General features: G+C 70.1%; 18 protein-coding genes and 1 riboswitch. Of the genes, 11 read left to right on the top strand and 7 right to left on the bottom strand.

Going from position 1 to position 22,778, the window contains the following annotated elements; translation table 11 throughout:
* The first annotated feature begins 48 nt into the window (after positions 1–48).
* The 6 genes from ABZ490_RS43460 to ABZ490_RS43435 all read left to right on the top strand — a co-directional run bounded on the left by ABZ490_RS43460 (position 49) and on the right by ABZ490_RS43435 (position 7,197).
* Positions 49–1,377 carry an HD-GYP domain-containing protein gene (locus tag ABZ490_RS43460; RefSeq protein WP_359003416.1) on the top strand — a complete coding sequence of 443 codons (1,329 nt, stop codon included), beginning with the start codon at positions 49–51 and terminating at the stop codon, positions 1,375–1,377.
* Positions 1,374–2,597 carry an HD domain-containing protein gene (locus ABZ490_RS43455; RefSeq protein WP_359003414.1) on the top strand — a complete coding sequence of 408 codons (1,224 nt, stop codon included), beginning with the start codon at positions 1,374–1,376 and terminating at the stop codon, positions 2,595–2,597. The genes ABZ490_RS43460 and ABZ490_RS43455 overlap by 4 nt, the downstream gene beginning before the upstream one ends.
* A gap of 105 nt (positions 2,598–2,702) precedes the next feature.
* Complete coding sequence (locus ABZ490_RS43450) at positions 2,703–3,683, top strand: hypothetical protein (protein ID WP_359003412.1); 981 nt, start codon at positions 2,703–2,705, stop codon at positions 3,681–3,683.
* 123 nt (positions 3,684–3,806) lie between these two features.
* Positions 3,807–4,457 carry a peptide deformylase gene (gene def, locus ABZ490_RS43445; RefSeq protein WP_359003409.1) on the top strand — a complete coding sequence of 217 codons (651 nt, stop codon included), beginning with the start codon at positions 3,807–3,809 and terminating at the stop codon, positions 4,455–4,457.
* 311 nt (positions 4,458–4,768) lie between these two features.
* On the top strand, positions 4,769–5,830 hold the full coding sequence (gene cyc1, locus ABZ490_RS43440) for an epi-isozizaene synthase (RefSeq protein WP_359003493.1): 1,062 nt from the start codon (positions 4,769–4,771) through the stop codon (positions 5,828–5,830).
* Positions 5,827–7,197 carry a cytochrome P450 gene (locus ABZ490_RS43435; protein ID WP_359003407.1) on the top strand — a complete coding sequence of 457 codons (1,371 nt, stop codon included), beginning with the start codon at positions 5,827–5,829 and terminating at the stop codon, positions 7,195–7,197. Before cyc1 ends, ABZ490_RS43435 begins: the two co-directional genes overlap by 4 nt.
* A 34-nt stretch (positions 7,198–7,231) precedes the next feature.
* Here the strand turns inward: ABZ490_RS43435 and ABZ490_RS43430 are convergent, their stop codons facing one another.
* Positions 7,232–8,200, bottom strand: a complete 969-nt coding sequence (locus tag ABZ490_RS43430) for a helix-turn-helix domain-containing protein (protein ID WP_359003405.1) — start codon at positions 8,198–8,200, stop codon at positions 7,232–7,234.
* A gap of 93 nt (positions 8,201–8,293) precedes the next feature.
* Between ABZ490_RS43430 and ABZ490_RS43425 the strand changes: the two genes are divergently transcribed.
* Positions 8,294–8,449 (top strand): hypothetical protein, encoded by a 156-nt coding sequence (locus ABZ490_RS43425; RefSeq protein ID WP_359003403.1) that lies wholly within the window; start codon positions 8,294–8,296, stop codon positions 8,447–8,449.
* Between the two features lie 6 nt (positions 8,450–8,455).
* Here ABZ490_RS43425 and ABZ490_RS43420 read toward each other — a convergent pair whose 3' ends face one another.
* From ABZ490_RS43420 to ABZ490_RS43410, 3 genes are all read right to left on the bottom strand, one after another.
* The gene (locus ABZ490_RS43420) at positions 8,456–9,466 is read right to left on the bottom strand and encodes a ribonucleotide-diphosphate reductase subunit beta (protein ID WP_359003401.1); all 1,011 of its coding nucleotides are present in this window, start codon (positions 9,464–9,466) and stop codon (positions 8,456–8,458) included.
* A complete protein-coding gene (locus tag ABZ490_RS43415) occupies positions 9,466–11,835 on the bottom strand; it encodes a ribonucleoside-diphosphate reductase subunit alpha (RefSeq protein ID WP_359003399.1) in 2,370 nt (789 codons plus the stop codon). Before ABZ490_RS43415 ends, ABZ490_RS43420 begins: the two co-directional genes overlap by 1 nt.
* Positions 11,836–11,959: 124 nt before the next feature.
* A riboswitch (cobalamin riboswitch) is annotated at positions 11,960–12,092 on the bottom strand.
* A gap of 45 nt (positions 12,093–12,137) precedes the next feature.
* Complete coding sequence (locus ABZ490_RS43410) at positions 12,138–12,644, bottom strand: GNAT family N-acetyltransferase (protein ID WP_359003397.1); 507 nt, start codon at positions 12,642–12,644, stop codon at positions 12,138–12,140.
* Between the two features lie 154 nt (positions 12,645–12,798).
* Here ABZ490_RS43410 and ABZ490_RS43405 point away from each other — a divergent pair, with 154 nt between their 5' ends.
* Positions 12,799–16,416 (top strand): ATP-binding protein, encoded by a 3,618-nt coding sequence (locus ABZ490_RS43405; protein ID WP_359003395.1) that lies wholly within the window; start codon positions 12,799–12,801, stop codon positions 16,414–16,416.
* On the opposite strand, the gene mctP is transcribed toward ABZ490_RS43405, so the two are convergent.
* The 3 genes from mctP to ABZ490_RS43390 all read right to left on the bottom strand — a co-directional run bounded on the left by mctP (position 16,413) and on the right by ABZ490_RS43390 (position 19,203).
* Positions 16,413–18,062: a monocarboxylate uptake permease MctP gene (gene mctP / locus ABZ490_RS43400; protein ID WP_359003393.1), complete on the bottom strand. Its 1,650-nt coding sequence runs from the start codon at positions 18,060–18,062 to the stop codon at positions 16,413–16,415. The two genes, ABZ490_RS43405 and mctP, sit on opposite strands and share 4 nt — an antisense overlap.
* Positions 18,059–18,316, bottom strand: a complete 258-nt coding sequence (locus ABZ490_RS43395) for a DUF3311 domain-containing protein (RefSeq protein ID WP_359003391.1) — start codon at positions 18,314–18,316, stop codon at positions 18,059–18,061. The genes mctP and ABZ490_RS43395 overlap by 4 nt, the downstream gene beginning before the upstream one ends.
* A gap of 122 nt (positions 18,317–18,438) precedes the next feature.
* Positions 18,439–19,203, bottom strand: a complete 765-nt coding sequence (locus ABZ490_RS43390; protein ID WP_359003389.1) for a GntR family transcriptional regulator — start codon at positions 19,201–19,203, stop codon at positions 18,439–18,441.
* A gap of 369 nt (positions 19,204–19,572) precedes the next feature.
* Between ABZ490_RS43390 and ABZ490_RS43385 the strand changes: the two genes are divergently transcribed.
* The 3 genes from ABZ490_RS43385 (at position 19,573) to ABZ490_RS43375 (ending at position 22,775) form a co-directional block, all read left to right on the top strand.
* Positions 19,573–20,853, top strand: a complete 1,281-nt coding sequence (locus tag ABZ490_RS43385) for an extracellular solute-binding protein (RefSeq protein WP_359003387.1) — start codon at positions 19,573–19,575, stop codon at positions 20,851–20,853.
* A 102-nt stretch (positions 20,854–20,955) separates the two neighbouring features.
* Entirely contained in the window at positions 20,956–21,939 is a 984-nt protein-coding gene (locus tag ABZ490_RS43380) for a sugar ABC transporter permease (protein ID WP_359003385.1), read from the top strand.
* Positions 21,936–22,775 (top strand): carbohydrate ABC transporter permease, encoded by an 840-nt coding sequence (locus ABZ490_RS43375; protein ID WP_359003383.1) that lies wholly within the window; start codon positions 21,936–21,938, stop codon positions 22,773–22,775. Before ABZ490_RS43380 ends, ABZ490_RS43375 begins: the two co-directional genes overlap by 4 nt.
* The last annotated feature ends 3 nt before the right edge of the window (positions 22,776–22,778 follow it).

The raw sequence follows: 22,778 nt of genomic DNA, 5'->3' as shown, positions 1-22,778 counted from the left end.
AGCCCGGACCGCTGACGGAGCCCGGACGGGCATGGCTGGGGAGGCGTCATGGAGGGAGTGCCGGCGCGGGCGCGCGCCTACGTCGCCGGTGCCGCCCTCGCCGCCCTGCTCTGTCTGTACCCGCTGCTCGGTCCGTCCCCGCTCACCACCGCCCCGGGCACGCCCTGGTGGGCCGTGGGACTGCTCGCCGCGCTGTACGCGGCGGGCGAGCAGATCGCCCGGCGCCGGTTCGCCGGGACCTTCTCCCCGGTCCTGCTCGCCGGGGCCTTCCTCCTGCCGGCGCCCGCCGCCGCGCTCGTCCCGCTCCCCGGGGCCCTGTGCTCGTACGTCGACAAGGGCCCCTTCCTGCTGCGCCGCGTCTGGCGGGCCGCCCAGTCGTCCCTCGCCGTGTGGGCCGCGGCCCACCTCCACGGGGCGCTGGGCGGGCCGGCGGCCGTGGCCGGCTCCGACGTGCCGTACGCACTGCTGCCCGCGGGCGCGGCCGTCCTCGTCCACTGCGCGGTGCTCGCCGCCCTCGACGGCGGGATGCTCGCGCTCGCCGAGGGCCTCCCGGCGCTCAAGGTCTGCCGGGGCCTGTTCCTGCGCGCGCTCGCGCCCCTCGCCGTGCACGGACTCGCCGGCCTGATGATGGCCGTGCTCTGGCGCAGCCCCTACGGGCCGGTGGCCGCGCTGCTGGTGCTGTTCCCGATGGCCGTGTCCTGGTGGGTGTTCGCCCAGTACCACCGCGAGCGCGCCGCGCACCGGGCGACGATCCGCGCACTCGTCCAGGCCGTCGACATCAAGGACGGCTACACCCGCGGCCACAGCGAACGCGTCGGACAGGCCTCCGTGATGATCGCGCGCGAGCTGGGGATGGACGAGAGCCGGATCGAGGTCATCCGGTTCGCCGGGATCCTGCACGACGTCGGCAAGCTCGGCGTGCCGACCCGGCTGCTGCGCAAGGACGGACCGCTGACACCCGAGGAACGGCGCGTGATCGAACTGCACCCGGAGTACGGCCATGAGATCACCCGGGGGATCTCCTTCCTCGGCGAGGCCCGCTCGGCGATCCTCCACCACCACGAGCGCATCGACGGCAGCGGCTACCCCTATGGGCTGGCGGGCCGTCAGATCCCGGAACCCGCACGGGTGGTGGCCGTCGCCGACGCCTTCGACGCGATGACCTCCACCCGCAGCTACAGCCGGGCCCGGCCGGTGGAGACGGCCCTGGCGGAGCTGGAGCGGTGCGCCGGGACGCAGTTCGACCCCCGTATGGTCACGGCCCTGGTGCGGGTCGTCGGCCGTGAGGGCTGGCACCCGAGGGTGACCGCGGACGAGCCCCGCCGCACGGTCCCCGAGCCCGCCGCCGCCCCGGAGCGTCCCGGAGTGACCCGATGACCCCGCGCCGCCCGCTGCACACCGTGGCCGCCCTGCTCACCGTCGGCTCGCTCCTCGTCACCTTCCGCACCGGCGTCGAGGAGGGGACCGTCGCCCTGGCCTTCGGGGCGCTGGTCGCCGTGGGGGAGGTGCTGAGCGGGCCCGGACTGCGGGAGGCCGCGCCGCTCGGCGCCGCCGGGGGACTGTCGTACGCCCTGCTCGGCGAGCACGCCGGACACCCCGGCCACCACGGGGTCGCCCAGGTCGTGTCGGTGGTCGCCGCCGCCTCCCTGCTGGGCAGCGTGCCCCATCTCGCCCGCGGGCAGGGACCCGTCCTCGACCACCTCGTCCGCCGGGTCCTGGCCGTCGGCTTCGCGGCCGTCTGCTTCCAACCGCTGTACAACAACGGGGCCTTCGACCGCTGGAGAGGCCCCCTCTACGCCCTCGTCCTGCTCGCCCTGCTCGTCCTGACCGTGCTCTGCGACGCCGTGGTCGCCGCCGCGCTCGCGCACTCCCGCACCGGCTGGCCGTTTCCCCCGCTGCTCCGCGACGAACTGCGGGCGGTGCCCGGGATCGGCTCGGCGGTGTGCGCGACCGGCGCGGTGATGGCGCTCGCGGTCGCCGTCGTCGGCCTGTGGGCGCTGCCCGTGTTCTCGGTGCCGCTGCTGCTCACGCAGCTCTCCCTGCGCCGGTACACCGCGGTCCGCGCCACCAACCGGCAGACCATCGTCTCCCTCGCCCGCGCCACCGAGATCGCCGGCTACACCCCGGCCGGGCACGCCCGCCGGGTCGCCGCCCTCAGCCAGGCCGTGGGCCGCGACCTCGGGCTGCCGGAGGCGGAGCTGACCGTCCTGGAGTACGCGGCGCTCATGCACGACATCGGCCAGCTCAGCCTGGTCGACCCGGTCCCGGCGGGCGCCACCTCCGGCCTCCCGGCGGCCGAGCAGCGCCGGATCGCCCTGCTCGGCGGTGCCGTCGTCCGCCAGACCGGGGCGAGCGCCCAGGTCGCGGCGGTCGTCGAGCGGCAGGCCGACCCCTATCGCGAGCAGCCGCCGGCCGCCCGCATCGTCCGGGTGGTGAACGCGTACGAGGAGAAGGTGCAGGGCACCGGCCCCGGCGGCCCCCTCACCGCGCTGGAGGAGCTGCGGCTCGGTACCGGCGGGGAGTACGCCCCGGAGGTCGTCGAGGCGCTGGCCAGGGTGCTCTGCCGTGGCTGTCTGACCCTGCCCGAGGGTGGGTAACCCATGGGTAATGAGCGCCCTCCCAGCCGCACGTGGTTGGATGCGAGGGAGAGAGTGTCCGGGGGCACTGGCCAGCCCACTGAACGGAACTGGCAGGCGGGAATCGTGAGGATCTTCGGCAAGGGACGGCACCGGCCCTCCGCCTCCTGGCGGCAGGCCACGGACCGCGCGTTCACGCTCATCGGCGACGGACGCTACGAGGACGCGGGCGCACTGCTGACACGTGCCGCCGATCTGGAGCCCTGGCTGTCGGAGTCCTGGTTCAACCTCGCCCTGCTGCACAAGTTCCGGCACGACTGGGAGCAGGCCCGCACCGCCGGCCTGCGCGCGGTCGCGCTGCTCGACCGGGAGACCGGCGCGCCCGACTGGTGGAACGTCGGCATCGCCGCCACCGCGCTCCAGGACTGGCCGCTGGCCCGCCGTGCCTGGCAGGCGTACGGGCTGCACGTGCCCGGCAGCGGCATCGGCTCCGGCGAGCCCGTCGGGATGGAGCTGGGCAGCGCCGCCGTACGGCTGTCCCCGGAGGGGGAGGCCGAGGTGGTGTGGGGGCGGCGGCTGGACCCCGCCCGGATGGAGGTGCTGTCGATCCCGCTGCCGTCGTCCGGGCGGCGCTGGGGCGAGGTCGTCCTGCACGACGGTGTGCCGCACGGCGAGCGGACCACGGCCGCCGGCCACTCCTACCCCGTCTTCGACGAGATCGAGCTGTGGGCGCCGTCCCCGGTGCCGACCTGGGTGGTCCTGCTGGAGGCGGCGACGGAGGCGGACCGGGACGCGCTGGAGCAGCTGGCCGCGGACGCCGGGTACGCCGCGGAGGACTGGTCGTCGTCGGTGCGGTTGCTGTGCCGGATGTGCTCGGAGTCGCGGATGCCGTCGGACGAGGGCGACGGGGAGCATCTCGATCCGCACGACCACAGTGAGCCGGGGCATCCGGGGCCGCTGGGGCATCGGACGGACGGGCAGCTGTGGGTACCGGAGCGGGAGTGCGGGGTGGCTGCGCCGGCCGGGCTGGTGCGGGGGTTGCTGGACGGGTGGGTCGCCGACAGCCCGGATTCCAGGGATTGGCGGGATCTGGAAGAGGTGTGTTGAGGTCGTAGTGTCGCTGCGGGCCGGGTGTGGCTGGTCGCGCAGTTCCCCGCGCCCCTGAAGGGCGCGTCCACGTACCCTGTATCCGCAGCATCACCCCTGGTTTTGAGGAAGGCATCGTCGGTCATGGCGCAGCAGGACACCGATCAGCAGCACGCGGGCGTGCTCCCCGTGGACGACGAGGGCTTCGTCATCGACGTCGAGGAGGCGGAGGAGCGGGAGCAGGCGTACCGGGAGCGCGGTACCTCGCGGCCCATCACGGTCGTCGGGAACCCGGTGCTGCACAAGGAGTGCAAGGACGTCACCGTGTTCGACGACGAGCTGCGCAAGCTGGTCGACGACATGTTCGCCTCGCAGCGCACCGCCGAGGGCGTGGGCCTGGCCGCCAACCAGATCGGTGTCGACCTGAAGGTCTTCGTCTACGACTGCCCCGACGACGAGGGCGCCCGGCACGTGGGGGTCGTCTGCAACCCCAAGCTGGTCGAACTGCCCGCCGACCGGCGCCGGCTGGACGACAGCAACGAGGGCTGTCTGTCCGTGCCCACCGCGTACGCGCCGCTCGCCCGGCCCGACTACGCCGAGGTGACCGGACAGGACGAGCACGGCAACCCGATCAAGGTGCGCGGCACCGGGTACTTCGCCCGGTGTTTGCAGCACGAGACCGATCACCTCTACGGGTACCTGTACATCGACCGGCTGTCCAAGCGCGAACGCAAGGACGCCCTGCGGCAGATGGCCGAGAACGAACCCCGTTACCCCGTGGTCGCCAACGACTGAACCACGCCACCTCGTACACGACGCCTGGCCGGGATCCCTCCCGGCCAGGCGTCGTTCGTATGTCCGACGCACGTTCGATCGCTTATGCACATCCGCTGATCGATAACCGGTCGGCGCGAGGGGGATTCTCAACCATGTTGAGGTAGTGAATGAAGCAAATCAGTTCCCAGGACGGTCAGCCGTGGTGCTGAATGGAAGTGCGGGGATACGCAACGGCGCGCGCCCGGCACGGCGGGAGGGGCGTGTTGCCCACTGGCGGCTGAGAGGGGTTGTTCGTGCCAGCTTTCCCATACAGCACCACATACCGCACCATGGTGACGGTGGCCGCACCAACGGTTCCGCCCTCGCTCTCTCTTCCGGTCATCGAGGCTGCCTTTCCCCGGCATCTGCATCCGTATTGGCCCCGGTTGCAGGAGAAGACCCGCTCCTGGCTGCTGGAAAAAGGTCTCATGCCGGCGGACAAGGTCGAAGAATATGCCGACGGACTGTGCTACACGGATCTGATGGCGGGCTACTACCTCGGCGCCTCCGAGGAGGTTCTCCAGGCCATAGCCGACTACAGCGCATGGTTCTTCGTCTGGGACGACCGGCACGACCGCGACGTCGTCCACGGACGCGCCGCGCAGTGGCGTCGGCTCAGGTTCCGGTTGCACGCGGCCCTGGACGCCCCGGCGGCCCACCTGCGCCATCCCGACCCGCTGGTGGCCGGGCTCGCGGACAGCGCGGGCCGGCTGTTCGCGTTCCTCCCCGGCGCCTGGAACGCGCGGTTCAGGCGCCACTTCCACACTGTGATCGACGCCTACGACCGGGAATTCCGCAATCGCCTCCAGGGGCGGGTACCCCCGGTCGACGAATATCTCGCGCTGCGCCGGCTCACCTTTGCACACTGGATCTGGACCGACCTCCTGGAACTGAGCGCGGGATACGAACTCCCGGACGCGGTGCGGAAACACCCGTCCTATCGGAAGGCGGCCCTGCTGAGCCAGGAATTCGCCGCCTGGTACAACGACCTCTGTTCGCTCCCCAAGGAAATAGCGGGCGACGAGGTGCACAATCTCGGAATCAGTCTCATCACCCATGAGGGACTGACTCTGGAAGAGGCGGTGGACGAAGTACGGTGGCGCGTCGAGGAATGCATATCCGGATTCCTCGACGTGGAGCAGGACGTCTTACGGCTGGCCGACCGGCTCGCCGACGGGACGGTCCGCGGAAAAGAACTCGGTGCCACCGTACGCGCCTGCCTCGCGAACATGCGGAACTGGTTCAGTTCCGTCTACTGGTTCCACCACGAGTCCGGCCGGTACACGGTGGACAGCTGGGACGACCGGTCCACGCCCCCGTACGTCAACAACGAAGCGGCAGGTGAGAAATGACCGTCGAATCGGTGAAACCCGGGTCCTCCAGGGCCATGGCACCGCAGGAACCGCCCCTGGCCGGCGGCCGGGTCCCGCTCCTCGGCCACGGCTGGAGGCTGGCCCGCGGCCCGCTGGCCTTCCTCGAACAGCTCCGCGACCACGGTGACGTGGTCCGCCTCCGGCTCGGCCCCAAGACGCTGTACGCCGTCACCGCGCCCGAACTCACCGGGGAACTCGCCCTCAGCCCCGACTACATCATCTCCGGCCCCCTGTGGGAGTCCCTGGAGAGCCTGCTCGGCAAGGAGGGCGTGGCCACCGCCAACGGCCCGCTCCACCGCCGCCAGCGACGCACCATCCAGCCCGCGTTCCGGCTCGACGCCATCCCCGCGTACGGGCCGATCATGGAGGAGGAGGCGTACGCGCTCGTCGAACGCTGGAGCCGCGGCGAGGTCCTCGACGCCACCGCCGAGGGCTTCCGGGTGTCCGTGCGCATCTCCGCCCGCTGTCTGATGCGCGGCACCTACATGGACGCCCGGTCCGAGCGCATCACCTCCGCGCTCGCCACGCTGTTCGCCGGTATGTACCAGCGCATGGTGCTCCCCCTCGGACCCCTTTATCGGGTACCGATTCCGGCCAACCGCGAATTCAACCGGGCACTGGCCGATCTGCACCGGCTGGTCGACGAGATCATCGCCGAGCGCCGGGCGTCCGGCCAAAAGCCGGACGATTTGCTGACGGCTTTGCTCGAGGCGACGGACGAGAATGGCGATCCCATCGGGGAACAGGAGATCCACGACCAGGTCGTCGCGATACTGACCCCGGGCAGCGAAACCGCCGGTTCCGTGGTCATGTCGCTGCTCCACGTCCTCACCGAGCATCCGGATCAAGTGGACAAGATCCGCGCAGAGGTGAAAAACGTTGTCGGTGACCGGCGGGTCGCATTCGACGACGTCCGAAAGCTCCGGCACACGGCCAATGTGGTGGTCGAGACCATGCGGCTGTATCCCGCCGTATGGATATTGACCCGGCGCGCGGTGACCGACACCGAGCTCGGCGGATACCGCATTCCGGCCGGTGCGGACATCGTCTACAGCCCGTACGCGGTCCAGCGCGATCCGCGTTCGTTCGAGCGGAACGAGGAGTTCGATCCCGACCGCTGGCTGCCCGGTCACTCCGCCCCGGCGCCGAAGTACGCCATGTCGCCGTTCGGCGTCGGCAACCGCAAGTGCCCGAGCGACCACTTCTCGATGGCCGAACTCACCCTGATCGCCGCGGTGGTCGCGAGCGCGTTCCGCTTCGAGCCCGCGCCCGGCTCCGACCACCGCACGCACATAGGCATCACGCTCCGGCCGCGCCGGCTGCGGCTGCGGGCGCTGCCGGGGTGAGAGCGCGCGGGGGCCCGCCGGGGGCCGCGGACGGTCAGGCGACCGCCTGCGGCCCCCGGAAGGTCCGCCGGTAGGCGTTCGGGGTCGTGCCCAGCGACCGTACGAACTGATGGCGCAGGGCGCCCGCCGTGCCGAAGCCGGTGCGCCAGGCGATCGCGTCCATCGTCTCGTCCGTGGCCTCCAGCAGCTGCTGGGCGAGCAGCACCCGCTGGCGCAGCAGCCAGCGGTAGGGGGTGGTGCCCGTCTCCTGCTGGAACCGCCGGGCGAAGGTGCGCGGCGCCATGTGCGCGCGGGCCGCGAGCTGCTCGACCGTGACCTCCTGGTCGAGGTGCGCCTCCATCCAGGCCAGCACCTCCCCGACCGTGTCGCAGGAGGAGCGGGGCAGCGGCCGCTCGATGTACTGCGCCTGCCCGCCGTCCCGGTGCGGCGGGACGACCATCCGCCGGGCGATCCGGTTCGCGACCTCGGGCCCCTGCTCCTTGCGCACGAGGTGCAGACAGGCGTCGATCCCGGCGGCGGTGCCGGCGGAGGTGATCACCGGGTCCTCGTCCACGTAGAGGACGTCCGGTTCGACGACGGCCCGCGGGTACTGGCGGGTCAGCGCGTCGGCGTGGTGCCAGTGCACCGCGCACCGCCGCCCGTCGAGCAGCCCGGCGGCGCCCAGTACGAAGACCCCGGAGCACACGCTGAGCACCCGCGTCCCGCGCGCCACGGCCCGGCGCAGGGCGTCGAGCAGCTCCGGCGGATACTCCCGCAGGTGGTAGCCGCTCCCGGCGGGCAGGGTGATCAGGTCGGCCTCCTCCAGCCGCTCCAGGCCGTAGGGCGTGGAGACGCTCAGCCCGCCGACATGGGTCCCCAGCGACGGGCCCTCGGCCGAGACCACCGCGAAGTCGTACACCGGCAGGCCCTCGTCACGGCGATCGATGCCGAAGACCTCGCAGACCACGCCGAGTTCGAAGGGATGCACACCGTCGAGCAGGACGGCGACCACGTTCCGCAACATGCCTCCAGTGTGCACCCGGAGTGGCAGCAATTTGAAGGTGTACGGCAGTCCTGCCACTCCCGGTAAGGAGTGTCCGGCGGGACAGTGGTGTCCATGAACACGAACCAGATCGAAGGCCTCGTCGGAATGCTCACCGTCCTCGTCATCCTGGCGTTCCTGGTCGCCCCCGCGGTGGCCGGCGCCGTCCGGGACCGCCGTATCGACCGCGAGATCAGAAACGCGGCGCGGTTGATCCGCACCCGTGTGTAGCGGGCGTCAGAAGTCCTCGTCCAGGTCGACGGTGCCCTCCACCGCCACCTGGTACGCCGACGGGCGGCGCTCGAAGAAGTTGGTCAGCTCCTGGACGCCCTGGAGCTCCATGAAGGAGAACGGGTTCTCCGAGCCGTACACCGGGGCGAAGCCCAGCCGCACCAGGCGCTGGTCGGCGACGCACTCCAGGTACTGCCGCATCGAATCGGTGTTCATGCCCGGCAGCCCCTCGCCGCACAGGTCCCGCGCGAACTGCAACTCCGCCTCGACGGCCTCCCGGAGCATGTCGGTGACCTCTTGCCGGAGCTGCTCGTCGAACAGCTCCGGCTCCTCCTTGCGGACCGTGTCGACCACGTCGAACGCGAAGCTCATGTGCATGGTCTCGTCCCGGAACACCCAGTTGGTGCCGGTGGCGAGACCGTGCAGCAGACCCCGGCTGCGGAACCAGTAGACGTACGCGAAGGCGCCGTAGAAGAACAGGCCCTCGATGCACGCGGCGAAGCAGATCAGGTTCAGCAGGAAGCGGCGGCGGTCGGCCGTGCTCTCCAGCCGGTCCAGCTTCTCCACCTCGTCGATCCACTTGAAGCAGAACTCCGCCTTCTCGCGGATGGAGGGGATGTTCTCCACGGCGGCGAACGCGGCCGCACGGTCCTCGGGGTCGGGCAGGTAGGTGTCCAGCAGGGTCAGATAGAACTGGACGTGGACGGCCTCCTCGAAGAGCTGCCGGCTCAGGTACAGGCGCGCCTCGGGGGAGTTGATGTGCTTGTACAGCGTCAGCACCAGGTTGTTCGCCACGATCGAGTCGCCCGTCGCGAAGAAGGCGACCAGCCGGCCGATCAGGTGCTGCTCCATCGGGGACAGCTTGGCGAGGTCGGCGACGTCCGAGTGGAGGTCGACCTCCTCCACGGTCCAGGTGTTCTTGATGGCGTCCCGGTAGCGCTCGTAGAAGTCCGGGTAGCGCATGGGACGCAGCGTCAGCTCGAAGCCGGGGTCGAGCAGGTTCTTGTTGCTGGGCATTACTGGCAGGCCTCGCAGGACTCGGGGTTCTCCAGGGAGCAGGCGACGGCGTCGGGGTCGGCCGTCTGCTGCACCGGAATGGTGGTCGGGGTCTGCGCCTGGGCGGCCCGGGCGATCCGGGTCGCCGGACGCGAGCGCAGGTAGTACGTCGTCTTCAGGCCCGACTTCCAGGCGTACGCGTACATCGAGGAGAGCTTGCCGATGGTCGGCGTCTCCAGGAACAGGTTGAGCGACTGGGACTGGTCCAGGTACGGGGTGCGGGCCGCGGCCATGTCGATCAGACCGCGCTGCGGGATCTCCCACGCCGTCCGGTACAGGGCCCGTACGTCCGCCGGGATCCACGCGAAGTCCTGCACCGAGCCGTTGGACTCGCGCAGCGCCTCCCGGGTGCGCGCGTCCCACACGCCCAGCTCCTTGAGGTCCTGCACCAGATACGAGTTGACCTGGAGGAACTCGCCGGACAGCGTCTCGCGCTTGAACAGGTTGGACACCTGCGGCTCGATGCACTCGTAGACGCCCGCGATGGAGGCGATGGTGGCGGTCGGCGCGATGGCGAGCAGCAGGCTGTTGCGCAGGCCCGTCCTCGCGATCCGCGCGCGCAGCGCCGCCCAGCGCTCCGGCCAGGTGAACTCGACGCCGTAGTGGTCGGGGTGCAGCACACCCTGCGCGGTACGGGTCTTCTCCCAGGCCGGCAGCGGGCCACCGCGCTCGGCGAGGTCGGCGGAGGCCTCGTACGCGGCGAGCATGATCCGCTCGGCGATCCGCGTCGACAGCGCGCGCGCCTCGGCGGAGTCGAAGGGCAGCCGCAGCTTGAAGAAGACGTCCTGGAGGCCCATCGCGCCCAGGCCCACCGGACGCCACTTGGCGTTGGACCGGCCCGCCTGCTCGGTCGGGTAGAAGTTGATGTCGACGACCCGGTCCAGGAAGGTGACGGCGGTGCGGACGGTGGCGTCCAGCCGCTCCCAGTCGAGATCGCCGCTCGTCGGGTCGACGAACGCGCCGAGGTTCACCGAACCCAGGTTGCAGACCGCCGTCTCGCCGTCGTTCGTGACCTCCAGGATCTCCGTGCAGAGGTTGGAGGAGTGGACGACATGGCCGGGCAGCGCCGTCTGGTTGGCGGTGCGGTTGGCCGCGTCCTTGAAGGTCATCCAGCCGTTGCCGGTCTGCGCGAGGGTCCGCATCATGCGGCCGTACAGATCACGGGCGGGGATGGTCTTCTTCGCGAGGCCCCTGTTCTCGGCCTCGCGGTACGCGGCGTCGAACTCCTCGCCCCACAGGTCGACCAGCTCGGGCACGTCGGCGGGGGAGAACAGCGACCACTGCCCGTCGGCGTTCACCCGCCGCATGAACTCGTCCGGGATCCAGTGCGCCAGGTTCAGGTTGTGCGTACGGCGGGCGTCCTCACCCGTGTTGTCGCGCAGCTCCAGGAACTCCTCGATGTCGGAGTGCCAGGTCTCCAGGTAGACCGCGGCCGCGCCCTTGCGCCGCCCGCCCTGGTTCACGGCGGCGACGGAGGCGTCCAGGGTCTTCAGGAACGGCACGATGCCGTTGGAGTGCCCGTTGGTGCCGCGGATCAGCGAACCGCGCGAGCGGATGCGGGAGTACGACAGCCCGATGCCGCCGGCGTGCTTGGAGAGCCGGGCGACCTGGTGGTAGCGGTCGTAGATCGAGTCCAGCTCGTCCAGCGGGGAGTCGAGGAGGTAGCAGGACGACATCTGGGGGTGCCGGGTGCCGGAGTTGAAGAGGGTGGGGGAGGACGGCAGGTAGTCGAGCCGGCTCATGAGCCCGTAGAGCGCGGCGACCTCGTCCACGGCGCGCGCCGTGTCGTCCTCGGCGAGACCGCTCGCGACGCGCAGCAGGAAGTGCTGGGGCGTCTCCACGACCTTCCGGGTGAGGGGGTGGCGCAGCAGATAGCGGCTGTGGAGGGTGCGGAGCCCGAAGTAGCCGAAGCGGTCGTCGGCGGACGGGTCGATCAGCGCGTCCAGCCGGGCCGCGTGCAGCCGTACGAAGTCGGCGGTGCGGTCGGCGACGAGCCCCTCGCGGTGGCCGACGGCGACGGACGAAGTGAAGGACGTGACCCCCTGGGAGGCGGCCTCCGCGGCGATGGAGACCGTCAGCAGCCGGGCGGCCAGCTTCGAGTAGGCGGGGTCCTCGGAGATCAGGCCGGCGGCCGCCTCCGTGGCCAGCTCGCGCAGCTCCGTCTCGTCCGCCCGCGCCGACCGGCCGCGCAGCGCGGCGGCGGCGACCCGCCCGGGGTCGGCGTCGGGGAGGTCGGCGGTCAGCTCGGTCAGGGTCCGCAGCAGCGCGGTACCGGGACCGTCGGTGTCCGGCTGGATGACTGAGGCCGGATCGACTGGCGCGATGGTCACGTGGGGCTCTCCCTCGCTCGGCAGGGGGCCTGGCGGAGGGCAGGGGGCAGCAACACGAGCGCGCGCGGCGTCGCGTCCACCGGCCCACTCCACGAGACCCGGACGTCAAGGCACCCGGACCGGGACGGCCGGGCGCGCTGTCGGCAGGTCCTCGGACTGACGCTCGTGCACAGACATGCACAAGTACACCGTTGCGGGACAGTTCCGGATTCGCACCGGATTCCCCTGCGGCGACAACGAGCATGAGCATACATCTTGTGCTCGCCTGTCACGCCACCCCCAGATGTTGTGTCGGGGTGGTGTCAGAGTGTCAACTCATAGGTGAGGAGAGTGACGTCGTCCAGATGCGGCACGGGATTCCAGTCCCGCCCGGGTGTACGGACGAAGCCGAGACGTTCGTAGATCCGGTGGGCGGTGTGCATGCTGCGCTGGGTCGACAGGACGACGGCCGTGCAGCCCTCGGTGGCCCGCGCCCGGTCGAGACAGGCCCGTACGAGAGCCTCCCCGGCACCCCGGCCCCGCGCGTCGTGCGCGACCGCGAGCGCACGGATCTCGGCCTCGCCGGGCCGCGCGATGTCGGCGACGGGGCCGGGGCCGGCGACGAAGGTGACACCGCCGAGGAGCCGGTCACCGTCCACGGCCACGAGCACCTCCGCGGCGGCCGCGCGCGCGGCGACGTCCTTCAGCACCGGCAGATACTCGTCCCCCTCGCCGTAGTCGAGGAGGCCGTCCTGGAGATAGGCCTGTGCGGTGATGTCGCCGAGCGGTTCGTACTCACCGGGCTCCGCCCGCCGTATCACGATGTCCATGACCCCGAGTCTGCCGGAGCCGCGCGCGCAGACCTCCCGATTTTCCCTGGAGGCGCCCGGGTTGCGGGGTGTGGCGGGAGTGATTCCATGGAAGGAGGTGCCGGTGCCCGCAGGTCCCCCGTCCCGAGGAAAGCTCTCGGAGGGAGAGCACAAGATGACCAGGGTCGTCCGTCACACCCGGGGCAAGCAGCGGCCCAGCAACGCGCCGATGGCGACGCTGCATCTCAGACGGGCCGGGCACGGCGTCAGACGCGTACTCCTCGCCCGCTGGCACCGCCTGACGATCCGTCTGGAAGCCCGCCGTGGCGTCACCCGCCCCAAGACCTGGCACCGGTGGTTCTCCTACGGCAACCTCACCAGACTCATCTGGCTGATCGCCTTCCTGGCGATCCTCGCCTGGTGCGGGGACGACGTGTACACCGCCGTCACGGGCGACACGACCGGCTTCGGCGATGCGCGCGAGGGGAACAAGGGGCTCAAGGACCTTCTGAACCTCCTCGGCCCGGTCCTGACCGCTTCGATCGCAGCCGCGCTGTTCCTGTTCTTCTGGTACAGCTGGACCAAACGCCGCTACCTCACCAAGGTTCGCAGGGATCCCCGCCGGCTGGTGCTCACCGCCGGCCAGGACGTCGCAGGGATCGTGGGCCGTGAGGCGATCGCCGAGGTCATCGCCCAACGGCTGCGGGACCGCGGCACGCGCAGACCCTATCTGCTCGTCGGCGGTGTGGGTGCGGGCAAGACCGCGGTCCTGGTGCGGCTCTGCGAACTGCTCGCCCGGGAGCACGCCGTGCCCGTGCCGATCCGGCTGCGGGACGTGGACGGCGATGCCGACCTGGACTTCCAGAGCCTGGCCCGGCAGCGCTTCGCCGAGGAGGCACCCCAGGGCGTCCTGGCCCGCGGCAAGAACGACCGGGTCTGGAAGCAACTGCTCGCCGATGACAAGCCGGTGGTGATAGCCGACGGTCTGGAGGAGGCCCTCCTCGACGAGCGCCTCCAGCAGAACCGGGACAACATCATCCGCAAGGCCATCGAGCGCGCGCACAAGGAGAGACTGCCGCTCGTCATCGCCTCGCGGCCGCACAGTCCCCTGGAGAGCACCGCCGCCGCGATCGTGGAGCTGGAACCACTGAGCGAGGAGGAGGCCCTGCGCTTCGTCCAGGCGCACGTTCCCGACTCGGACGAGCGGCGCGTGGACTGGATCGTGGAGACGGCGGAGGTGACCGAGTCGCCCGTCTACCTTCAGATCGCCCGTGAACTGCACCGGCACGGCGCCCTGGACGATCCCAAGCGGCTGAACACCCGCAGCAGGGACCGCGGCACGCTACGGCTGTGGCTGCTGCAGCGGTGGAACGACACCCTGTGCGAGCGCCTGCTGCGCGAGGAGGTGGCGCTCAATGAGCGGGAGCGCCGTGACACGGTCGAGGTGGTGTCCGCCCTGGCGTGCATCGGGCTGCTCCAGGACAAGCTGGAGGTGGGCCTCACCGAGCTGCTCGCCGACGACGCCCACCCGGGCGGCGAACGGAGCGCGACGCCTCGGACAGGCCCGCGGACGGGTGGACCGCGCCAGGACCGCAACGGCAGACAGGGCCATGCCTTCTCGGAGTGGCACCGGCAGAAGATCTGGAACTCGCTCCGCAGGAACCTCGGGGAGGAGGCGCAGCGGCTCCTGACCGAGAGCAGCACGGACCAGGCCCAGGCGGTCCTCGCCCGCTTCGCCGGCAACGCGGACAAGCTCGGGCTGGTGGAGGGGTTCGAGAAGAGGGTCCGCTTCCCGCACAGCATCATCCAGGCCTACTTCGGCTTCCGCGTGCTGCACCACCTGGGGCAGCGAGCTGCCGGAGAACTGGTCGATCAGGCGCTGCAACCGCCGGGCCCCAGCCGTGAGCTGCTCATCGCCCTGGTGCTGCTGTCCCGTCGGCGTGCGGCGGAGTCCGCGGACCGGGAGCGCCGTTCCGGTGCCGAGCGGAAGCAGGCGAACGGCGGGCCGCTGCGACCGGCCGGCATGCGAAGGAACATGCCGAGGCAGCGGCCACGCACCCTGGGTGAACGGCTCTATGAGGCCGCGAGCCACCGCACGGACGATCCGAAGGCGCTCGATCTCTTCACCGCGGTCCTGGAAACCCTGTGTGTGGAGCGGGACCGCGCACTGCTGAGCGACGTCATCAGCGACATACGCAACCGCTGGCCGCGCGCCAAGGGGGATCGGCGCACCCTGGTGGACGCGAAGGCGCGGCTGCTCCGACAGATCGGCGCGGTGCTGCGGACGCTGCCCGAGGAGACGGCCACCACCCAGATGTACTGGCAGCTCTATCAGATGGGCATCAAGGAGCCCGACTACTCGATACGCCTGGCGGCGGCCCAGGAGTGCGGCGCCGGAGGCAACGCCGCGTTCGCCCTGATCCGGGAGCGGGTCGGTCTGCACACCGATCCCGTGAAGCAGTACAACGGCCTCGTCAGGAAGCTGAAAGGCGACAGGAGGCGGAAGTACGAGGCGTGGGCGGAGAAGATGGAGGAGGAGAGCGCCGCCCGTCCGACCGCCCCGGCGGGGCCGTACGAATCCGGCGCAGCGGAGCACGACGAGCGGAAGGCGATCGACGAGGAGTATCTCGAACAGCGGGTGGACCTGTTCCGGGAGTTCGTGATGCGCGCCTGGATCCTTCCCATGCTCCTGGGCTCGGTCAGCGCGTCCCACCGCGACGAAGCCCGGGAACGCCTCGCCAAGTGGCTGGGCCACCTCGACCCCCGGCTCACCCGGGGCACCCCCGATCTGCCGCTCGTCCTGGAGGCGGCGCTGGCCCAGGGGTTCAAGTACGCGGCCAACCGGCGCAGACTCCATCCGCACGCGGACCCGGGCAACCGTGCCGACCTGATCCGGCTGGCGGAGACCGTGCTGCAGCAGTCCCGGTGCTGGTACGCGCAGGTCAGCCTGCTCCAGGCGCTGTGCCTGTGGGAACTCCCGGACACCTCGGTCCGTCAGGAGCGGGAGAAGGGCACGGTGCCGGAGCCGGGCCACGAGCACTACGGGCAGCGGGATCCGTCCCGGGCGATCGGTGAGACGGACGCCGTGCAGACCGTGCAGCGGTGGCTGTCGATGGCCGGCACCGTGAACACGCCCGATGTCCCCGGTGCCGGCGGCGACGCGCCCAGGACGCTGTTGCATCCGTTCGTCGCCGAGGCGGGCGACCTGGTGGCCCTCGCCCTGGAGACCGGCCAGCCCGAGCGCTTCCTCTGGATCGACGAGATGGGCGTCGCCGGCACCATCGGCTCGCGTACCCGCCATCGGAGCGGCTACCGCAAGCACAACCTGTGGATTCCGCCCTCGTCCGGGTGGAGCACGCTCGACGGCCGTGCCCAGCGCCTGGTCGCCGACATCCTGGTCATGCTGAACCTCATCGAACGCGACGGGCATCCCGACGAGGTCGAGGAGCGGCTGGCCCGTGCGGAGCAGCCCGGTATGCCGCTCCCGCCCTGCATCCGTACCAACCGTGAGCCGCTGCGGCCCGGTACCGCCGCCGGCAGCTCCCCTCCCGTCCCGGGCTCGAACTGTCTGCCCGACTGCAAGTTCCAGCTCTGTCCCTACCCTCCCCGGGGCGAGGTGCCCCGGGGGGAGATACGCGAGCCGTTCTGCCGGCAGCAGCAGGCCCTGCTGCCCGGCCGCATCCGCCGCTGTTTCCCACGGCTCCTGCGTCGGAAGACACCGCACTGGGTCGGCATGCGCGTCCGCGAACTGGACCGGTTCTGGGACGCGATGGCCCGGCGCACGCGGGACTAGGATCCGGGGACCGGCGGCTGGGGAGAGGTCCCCGCGGTGGCCGGTGGCAGTTCCACCTGCACGCCCGGGTCGCCCGCGTCCGCCGTGTAGTCCTCGGGCCTGGTCTCGTCGATGCCCTCGGGGGCCTTCAGGGCCTTGAGGGCGAACGTCAGGACCACGGTCACCACCACGTTCAGGACGAACGCCGTGAGGCCGATGTAGCCGATCTCGCCGATGCCGGGGATCTCCTTGGCCGAGCCGCCGAAGTGCTTCTGGGTGGGGGAGGCGACCCCGTACGCGGCGAACGTGCCGTAGGCCATGCCGACCGCCCAGCCGGCGAGCAGGGCCCAGCGGTGGAACCAGCGGGTGAACAGGCCGCCGACCAGGGCCGGGAAGGTCTGGAGGATCCAGATGCCGCCCAGCAGCTGGAAGTTGATGGCGACCGTCTTGTCCATGGTGAGGACGAAGACCAGGGCGCCGACCTTGACCAGGAGCGAGACCAGCTTGGAGACCTGGGTCTCCTGCCGGGGCGTGGCGTCCGGCTTGATGAAGTCCTTGTAGATGTTGCGGGTGAACAGGTTCGCGGCCGCGATCGACATGATGGCCGCCGGGACGAGCGCCCCGATGCCGATCGCCGCGAACGCCACGCCCGCGAACCACGACGGGAACATGTCCTCGAAGAGCTGCGGGATGGCCAGCTGGCCGTTGGTGACCTTGACGCCGGCCGCGATCGCCATGAAGCCCAGCAGGGCCAGCAGCCCGAGCATCAAGGAGTACAGCGGCAGGATCGTGGTGTTGCGGCGGATCACGTCACGGCTCCTGGAGGACAGGGTCGCGGTGATCGAGTGCGGGTACATGAAGAGCGCGAGCGCGGAGCCCAGGGCGAGTGTCGCGTACGTCCACTGGCCCGGTTCCGCCGGGGTCAGCGCGCCGCGCGGCTTGCCCGTCGCAGGGTTGGTCTGGCTGAACGCCTCGCCGGCCTTGGCGAAGATGTCGTCGAAGCCGCCCAGCTTGATCGGGATGTAGATGATCGCCACCGCGATGACGAGGTAGATCAGCGTGTCCTTCACGAACGCGATCAGCGCGGGCGCGCGCAGGCCCGAGGAGTAGGTGTACGCCGCGAGCACACCGAAGGCGATCAGCAGGGGCAGGTCCTTCACGAACCAGTGGGTGCTCTCGCCGCCGCCGACGCCCATCACGTCGAGCACCGCCTGGATGCCGACGAGCTGGAGCGCGATGTAGGGCATCGTCGCCAGGATGCCGGTCAGCGCCACCGCCAGCGACAGGCCCTTCGAGCCCCAGCGCCCGCGCACGAAGTCCGAGGTGGTCACGTACCCGTGCTTGTGGGAGACCGACCACAGCCGGGGGAGGAAGATGAAGATCAGCGGGTAGACGAGGATCGTGTAGGGCACGGCGAAGAAGCCGGCCGCGCCCGCCGCGTAGATCGCCGCCGGTACGGCGACGAAGGTGTACGCCGTGTACAGGTCGCCGCCGAGCAGGAACCAGGTGATCCAGGTGCCGAACGACCGGCCGCCCAGGCCCCATTCGTCGAGGCTGTGCTCGTTGTCGGCGCGGCGCCAGCGGGCCGCCAGGAAGCCCATGACCGTGACGGCCAGGAAGAAGAGGATGAAGACGGCGAGGGCCACGCCGTTCACGCCGTCCTTCATCGGCCGGCACCTCCCCCGCGCGCCCGCTGGTCACGCTGCCAGAGCTTGTACGCCACCATCGTGAGCGCGGTCGAGATCAGCACCCACAGCATCTGGTACCAGTAGAAGAAGGGGATCCCGATGAACTGCGGATCCACCTTCGCGTAGGAACCCACCCAGAGCATCGCCACGAAGGGCGCGATCAGACAGAGGGCGATGACGACGCGTACGGGCGTCACCACCGGCCCTCCGGTCACTTCCGGGGTCTCTGACATCGGCGCTCTCCGTCCCCTCACTGATCACCTTGATCACGGATGTAATGCGCAGGCAATGTAAGTGACGGATAAGCCGAGCGGAAGACCCTCTACAGACCCTCCACGCGCACGAGTGGCCCGTTCTATTCGGTGGGCCGCTTCAGTCGGGCCACGAACTTGTAGCGGTCCCCCCGGTACACCGACCGCACCCATTCCACCGGCTGCCCGTCCTGGTCCAGCGAGTGCCGGGAGAGCATCAGCATCGGCAGGCCGACGTCGGTGCCGAGCAGGCCGGCCTCGCGCGGGGTGGCCAGGGAGGTCTCGATGGTCTCCTCGGCCTCGGCGAGCCGGACGTCGTAGACCTCGGCGAGCGCGGTGTACAGCGAGGTGTACTTGACCAGCGAGCGGCGCAGGGCCGGGAAGCGCTTGGCGCTCAGATGGGTGGTCTCGATGGCCATCGGCTCGCCGTTGGCCATGCGCAGCCGCTCGACGCGCAGCACCCGGCTGCCGGCGGTGACGTCCAGCAGCCCGGCGAGGGTGTCATCGGCGGTGATGTAGCCGACGTCCAGCAGCTGCGAGGTGGGTTCGAGGCCCTGGGCGCGCATGTCCTCGGTGTAGGAGGTGAGTTGCAGCGCCTGGGAGACCTTCGGCTTGGCGACGAAGGTGCCCTTGCCCTGGATGCGCTCCAGGCGCCCCTCGACGACCAGTTCCTGGAGGGCCTGGCGGACGGTGGTGCGCGAGGTGTCGAACTCGGCGGCCAGGGTCCGCTCCGGCGGGACCGGGGTGCCCGGCGTCTGGGTCTCCGTCATGTCGAGCAGGTGCTTCTTCAAGCGGTAGTACTTGGGCACGCGCGCGGTACGGACGGTCGCCCCACCCTCGTTCTCCGCACTGCTGACGTCGGTGCTCATGGCCTGCCTTCCCGGCTCCGGGAGCCGAAGGGCCGACACACCGTCGGCCGCGGCTTCACATCGTGGCACGGCGGCGGCAGCGCGTGCCCCGCCGTTCCGTGATCCCCTCTGTATACCGTCGCACCCTTCGCTGGTCTAGTCCAGAAGGGCAAGTGGTCTACCGGACTCCGGCCCTCCGGGGCCGATGTTTTCAACGGCTTCTTACTTAAAGGTTCCTGTATATCTAGAACCCATAACGGCTGGTCAAAGCCGTTTCGGCCACCCTTGACAGCCGAAATGGTCTGCGCCAAGCTCACCGCACTGGTCTACACCATTGGTCCAGGTCCCGGCATGTGGGCGGGGGGTGTGGGCATCCCTGAGGAGGGTGGCGTGAAGCGCAAGCTGATAGCCGCGATCGGTATCGCGGGCATGATGGTCTCCATCGCGGCGTGCGGCGGCGACAAGGACGGCGGGGACGCGAAGGGCTCCGAGGCCAAGGAACTGACGGTCTGGCTGACGGTCGACGCCCAGAACAACTGGCCCGCGCTGGTCAAGGCGGCCGACGCCGCCGTGCTGAAGAAGCACCCGGGCCTCAAGATCAACCACGAGTACTACGGCTGGCCGGACAAGAACGCCAAGCTCGACGCGGTCCTCGCCACCGACAAGGCCCCCGACGTGGTCGAGATGGGCAACACCGAGATGCTCAGCTACATGGTCAAGGGCGCCTTCGCCCCCCTCGACGCCGCCAAGTTCGACAACTCCTCCGCCTGGCTCGACGGCCTGAAGGCCTCCGTCACCTACGACGGCAAGACCTATGGCGTCCCGTACTACGCCGGCGGCCGCGTCGCCAACTGGCGCAAGGACGTCTTCGCCTCGGTCGGCGTGAAGTCCACCCCGAAGACCTACGCCGAGCTGACCGCCGCCCTCGACAAGGTCCAGAAGAAGGAGGGCGACAAGTTCTCCGCCTGGTACCAGCCCACCCGCGACTGGTACGCCGCCATGTCCTTCGTGTACGACGCCGGCGGCTCCATCGCCGTCGAGTCGGGCGGCCAGTGGAAGGCCAACCTCTCCTCGCCGGAGTCCATCAAGGGCCTCAACGAGTTCAAGGATGTCGTCGACAAGTACATGCACGGCGACAAGACCAAGGACGAGTCCGACCGGTACATCGTCTACGGCCAGGGCAAGTCCGGCATGATCTTCGCCCCCGCCTGGGAGGGCGCGACCGCCGCGGCCAAGGAGAACGACAAGACCGGCAAGCTCGCCGGCAACGTCGAGAACTTCGTGATGCCCGGCCCGTCCGGCAAGAACCTCCCGGTCTTCCTCGGCGGCTCCGACCTCGCCGTCCCGGTCAAGTCCGACGCCCAGGCCCTCGCCGCCGAGTGGATCAACGCCTTCACCGGCCCCTCCGGCCAGAAGGGCCTGATGGCCAAGGGCAACCTGCCCAACAACAAGACCGACCTCGCCACCCTCAAGAACGACCCGGCGACGGCCGTGCCGGCCACCGCGGCCGAGTCCAACTGGTTCGTCCCGATGGCCCCCGGCTGGGGCCAGGTCGAGAAGGCCCAGGTCCTGCAGAACATGCTGCAGTCCATCGGCACCGGCAAGAAGAGCGTCGAGGACGCCGCCAAGGAGGCCGACGCCGCGATCGACAAGGTCATCAACAACTCATGACCTGACGGCGGCGCCCGGCTCCCGGGCCGGGCGCCGCCTCCCGTACGACCCGTACGGGGCTTCGCCTTCGTACGACCCGAGGGACCGCTGAGGAGCGCGCGGATGAGTGCCGCAGACACGACCACCCCTGCCAAGGCGCCGCCGACGCGGCCGTCACCCCCACCGCCCGTCCCACCGGGCAGACCGCGGCCGAAGCGGACCTCCGCCGGCACCCCTTGGCTGCTGCTCGCGCCCTGTCTGCTCATCCTCCTGCTGGTGATGGGCTATCCGCTGGTCCGCCTGGTCACCCTCTCCTTCCAGAAGTTCGGCCAGTCCCAGCTCTGGGGTTTCCAGCCCGCCGAGAACATCGGCCTCGACAACTTCACCGGCGTCCTCGACGACGGCGAGTTCTGGCAGGTCGTCGTCCGCACGATCGTCTTCGCCGCGGGCTGCGTGATCCTCACGATGGTCCTCGGCATGCTGATCGCCCTGCTGCTCCAGCGGGTCTCCGGCTGGGTGAAGACCCTCGTCAACATCGCGCTCGTGGCCAGCTGGGGCATGCCCGTCATCGTCGCCACCACCGTCTTCAAGTGGCTCTTCGACTCCGACTACGGCATCCTCAACGCGGTCCTCAGCAAGCTCCCCGGCGTCGACCTCATCGGCCACAACTGGTTCGCCAGCGGACCGCAGGGCCTGGCCGTCATCATGCTGCTGGTGATCTGGGGCGCGGTCCCCTTCGTGGTCATCACCCTCAGCGCCGGCCTCACCCAGGTCCCCGCCGAGCTGGAGGAGGCCGCCCGCCTCGACGGCGCCGGCTCCTGGGGCGTCTTCCGGTACGTCACCCTGCCCATCCTCAAGCCGATCATCGTGATGCTCACGACCCTGTCGGTCATCTGGGACATGGGCGTCTTCCCGCAGGTCTTCGTGATGCGCAACGGCCATCCGGAGCCCGAGTTCCAGCTCCTGACCACGTACTCGTACGACCGCGCCTTCGTCGTCAACGACTACGGCCAGGGCTCGGCGATCGCCCTGATCACCGTGCTCCTCCTGCTCGGGGTGGTCGCCGTGTACATGCGCCAGATGCTGAAGATCGGAGAGGTCGAATGAGCAGCACGAGTGCCGTCGGCGCACGGGGGCGATTCGGCTGGAACCTCCTCGGCCTCCTCGTCTTCGCCGTCGCCGGCTTCCCCGTCTACTGGATGCTCAACACCGCGATCAAGCCCGCCAAGGACGCGATCGACCCGGACCCGAGCCTGCTGCCGACCGGCTTCACCCTCGCCAACTTCAGCCGCGCGCTGCACATCGCCGACTTCTGGGGCCCCGTCGGGCGCAGCCTGATCGTCTCCCTCGCGGTCGTCGTGATCGGCATCGTCGTCGGCATGCTGGCCGCGCTCGCCATCTCCCGGTTCGCCTTCCGCGGCCGCAAGATCGTGATCGTCGGCATCCTCGCGGTCCAGATGGTCCCGCTGGTCGCCATGATCATCCCGGTCTTCCTGCTGCTGAACGACCTGGACCAGTACGACAAGCTGTCGGGCCTGATCATCACCTATCTGACCTTCATCCTCCCGTTCACGGTGTGGACCCTGCGCGGCTTCATCGTCAACATCCCCAGGGAGCTGGAGGAGGCAGCGATGGTCGACGGCTGCTCCCGCACCGGCGCCTTCGTCCGGGTGGTCTTCCCCCTCCTCGCCCCCGGCATGGTCGCCACCTCGGTCTACGGCTTCATCCAGGCCTGGAACGAGTACCTGTACGCCCTGATGCTGCTCAGCCAGAAGAACCAGACCGCGACCGTCTGGCTCGGCAACTTCACCACCAAGCACGGCACCGAGTACGCCCCGATGATGGCCGGCGCCACCCTGATGGCCGTCCCCATCGTCGCCCTCTTCCTCCTCGTCCAGCGCAAGATGGCCGCGGGCCTGACCGCGGGCGCCGTGAAGGGATGACGC

Origin of the sequence: Streptomyces sp. NPDC005811, assembly GCF_040630405.1 — a bacterium.
Taxonomy (GTDB): domain Bacteria; phylum Actinomycetota; class Actinomycetes; order Streptomycetales; family Streptomycetaceae; genus Streptomyces.
This window is presented reverse-complemented; position numbering and strand designations above follow the sequence as displayed.

Bases quoted from the DNA above. Each gene is read 5' to 3' on its own strand.
- ABZ490_RS43410 (WP_359003397.1), bottom strand. From the start codon at position 12,644: ATGGACATCGTGATACGGCGGGCGGAGCCCGGTGAGTACGAACCGCTC.
- ABZ490_RS43435 (WP_359003407.1), top strand. From the start codon at position 5,827: ATGACCGTCGAATCGGTGAAACCCGGGTCCTCCAGGGCCATGGCACCG.
- ABZ490_RS43425 (WP_359003403.1), top strand. From the start codon at position 8,294: ATGAACACGAACCAGATCGAAGGCCTCGTCGGAATGCTCACCGTCCTC.
- ABZ490_RS43430 (WP_359003405.1), bottom strand. From the start codon at position 8,200: ATGTTGCGGAACGTGGTCGCCGTCCTGCTCGACGGTGTGCATCCCTTC.
- mctP (WP_359003393.1), bottom strand. From the start codon at position 18,062: ATGAAGGACGGCGTGAACGGCGTGGCCCTCGCCGTCTTCATCCTCTTC.
- ABZ490_RS43390 (WP_359003389.1), bottom strand. From the start codon at position 19,203: ATGAGCACCGACGTCAGCAGTGCGGAGAACGAGGGTGGGGCGACCGTC.
- ABZ490_RS43380 (WP_359003385.1), top strand. From the start codon at position 20,956: ATGAGTGCCGCAGACACGACCACCCCTGCCAAGGCGCCGCCGACGCGG.
- ABZ490_RS43375 (WP_359003383.1), top strand. From the start codon at position 21,936: ATGAGCAGCACGAGTGCCGTCGGCGCACGGGGGCGATTCGGCTGGAAC.
- def (WP_359003409.1), top strand. From the start codon at position 3,807: ATGGCGCAGCAGGACACCGATCAGCAGCACGCGGGCGTGCTCCCCGTG.
- ABZ490_RS43395 (WP_359003391.1), bottom strand. From the start codon at position 18,316: ATGTCAGAGACCCCGGAAGTGACCGGAGGGCCGGTGGTGACGCCCGTA.
- ABZ490_RS43460 (WP_359003416.1), top strand. From the start codon at position 49: ATGGAGGGAGTGCCGGCGCGGGCGCGCGCCTACGTCGCCGGTGCCGCC.
- cyc1 (WP_359003493.1), top strand. From the start codon at position 4,769: ATGGTGACGGTGGCCGCACCAACGGTTCCGCCCTCGCTCTCTCTTCCG.
- ABZ490_RS43405 (WP_359003395.1), top strand. From the start codon at position 12,799: ATGACCAGGGTCGTCCGTCACACCCGGGGCAAGCAGCGGCCCAGCAAC.
- ABZ490_RS43455 (WP_359003414.1), top strand. From the start codon at position 1,374: ATGACCCCGCGCCGCCCGCTGCACACCGTGGCCGCCCTGCTCACCGTC.
- ABZ490_RS43420 (WP_359003401.1), bottom strand. From the start codon at position 9,466: ATGCCCAGCAACAAGAACCTGCTCGACCCCGGCTTCGAGCTGACGCTG.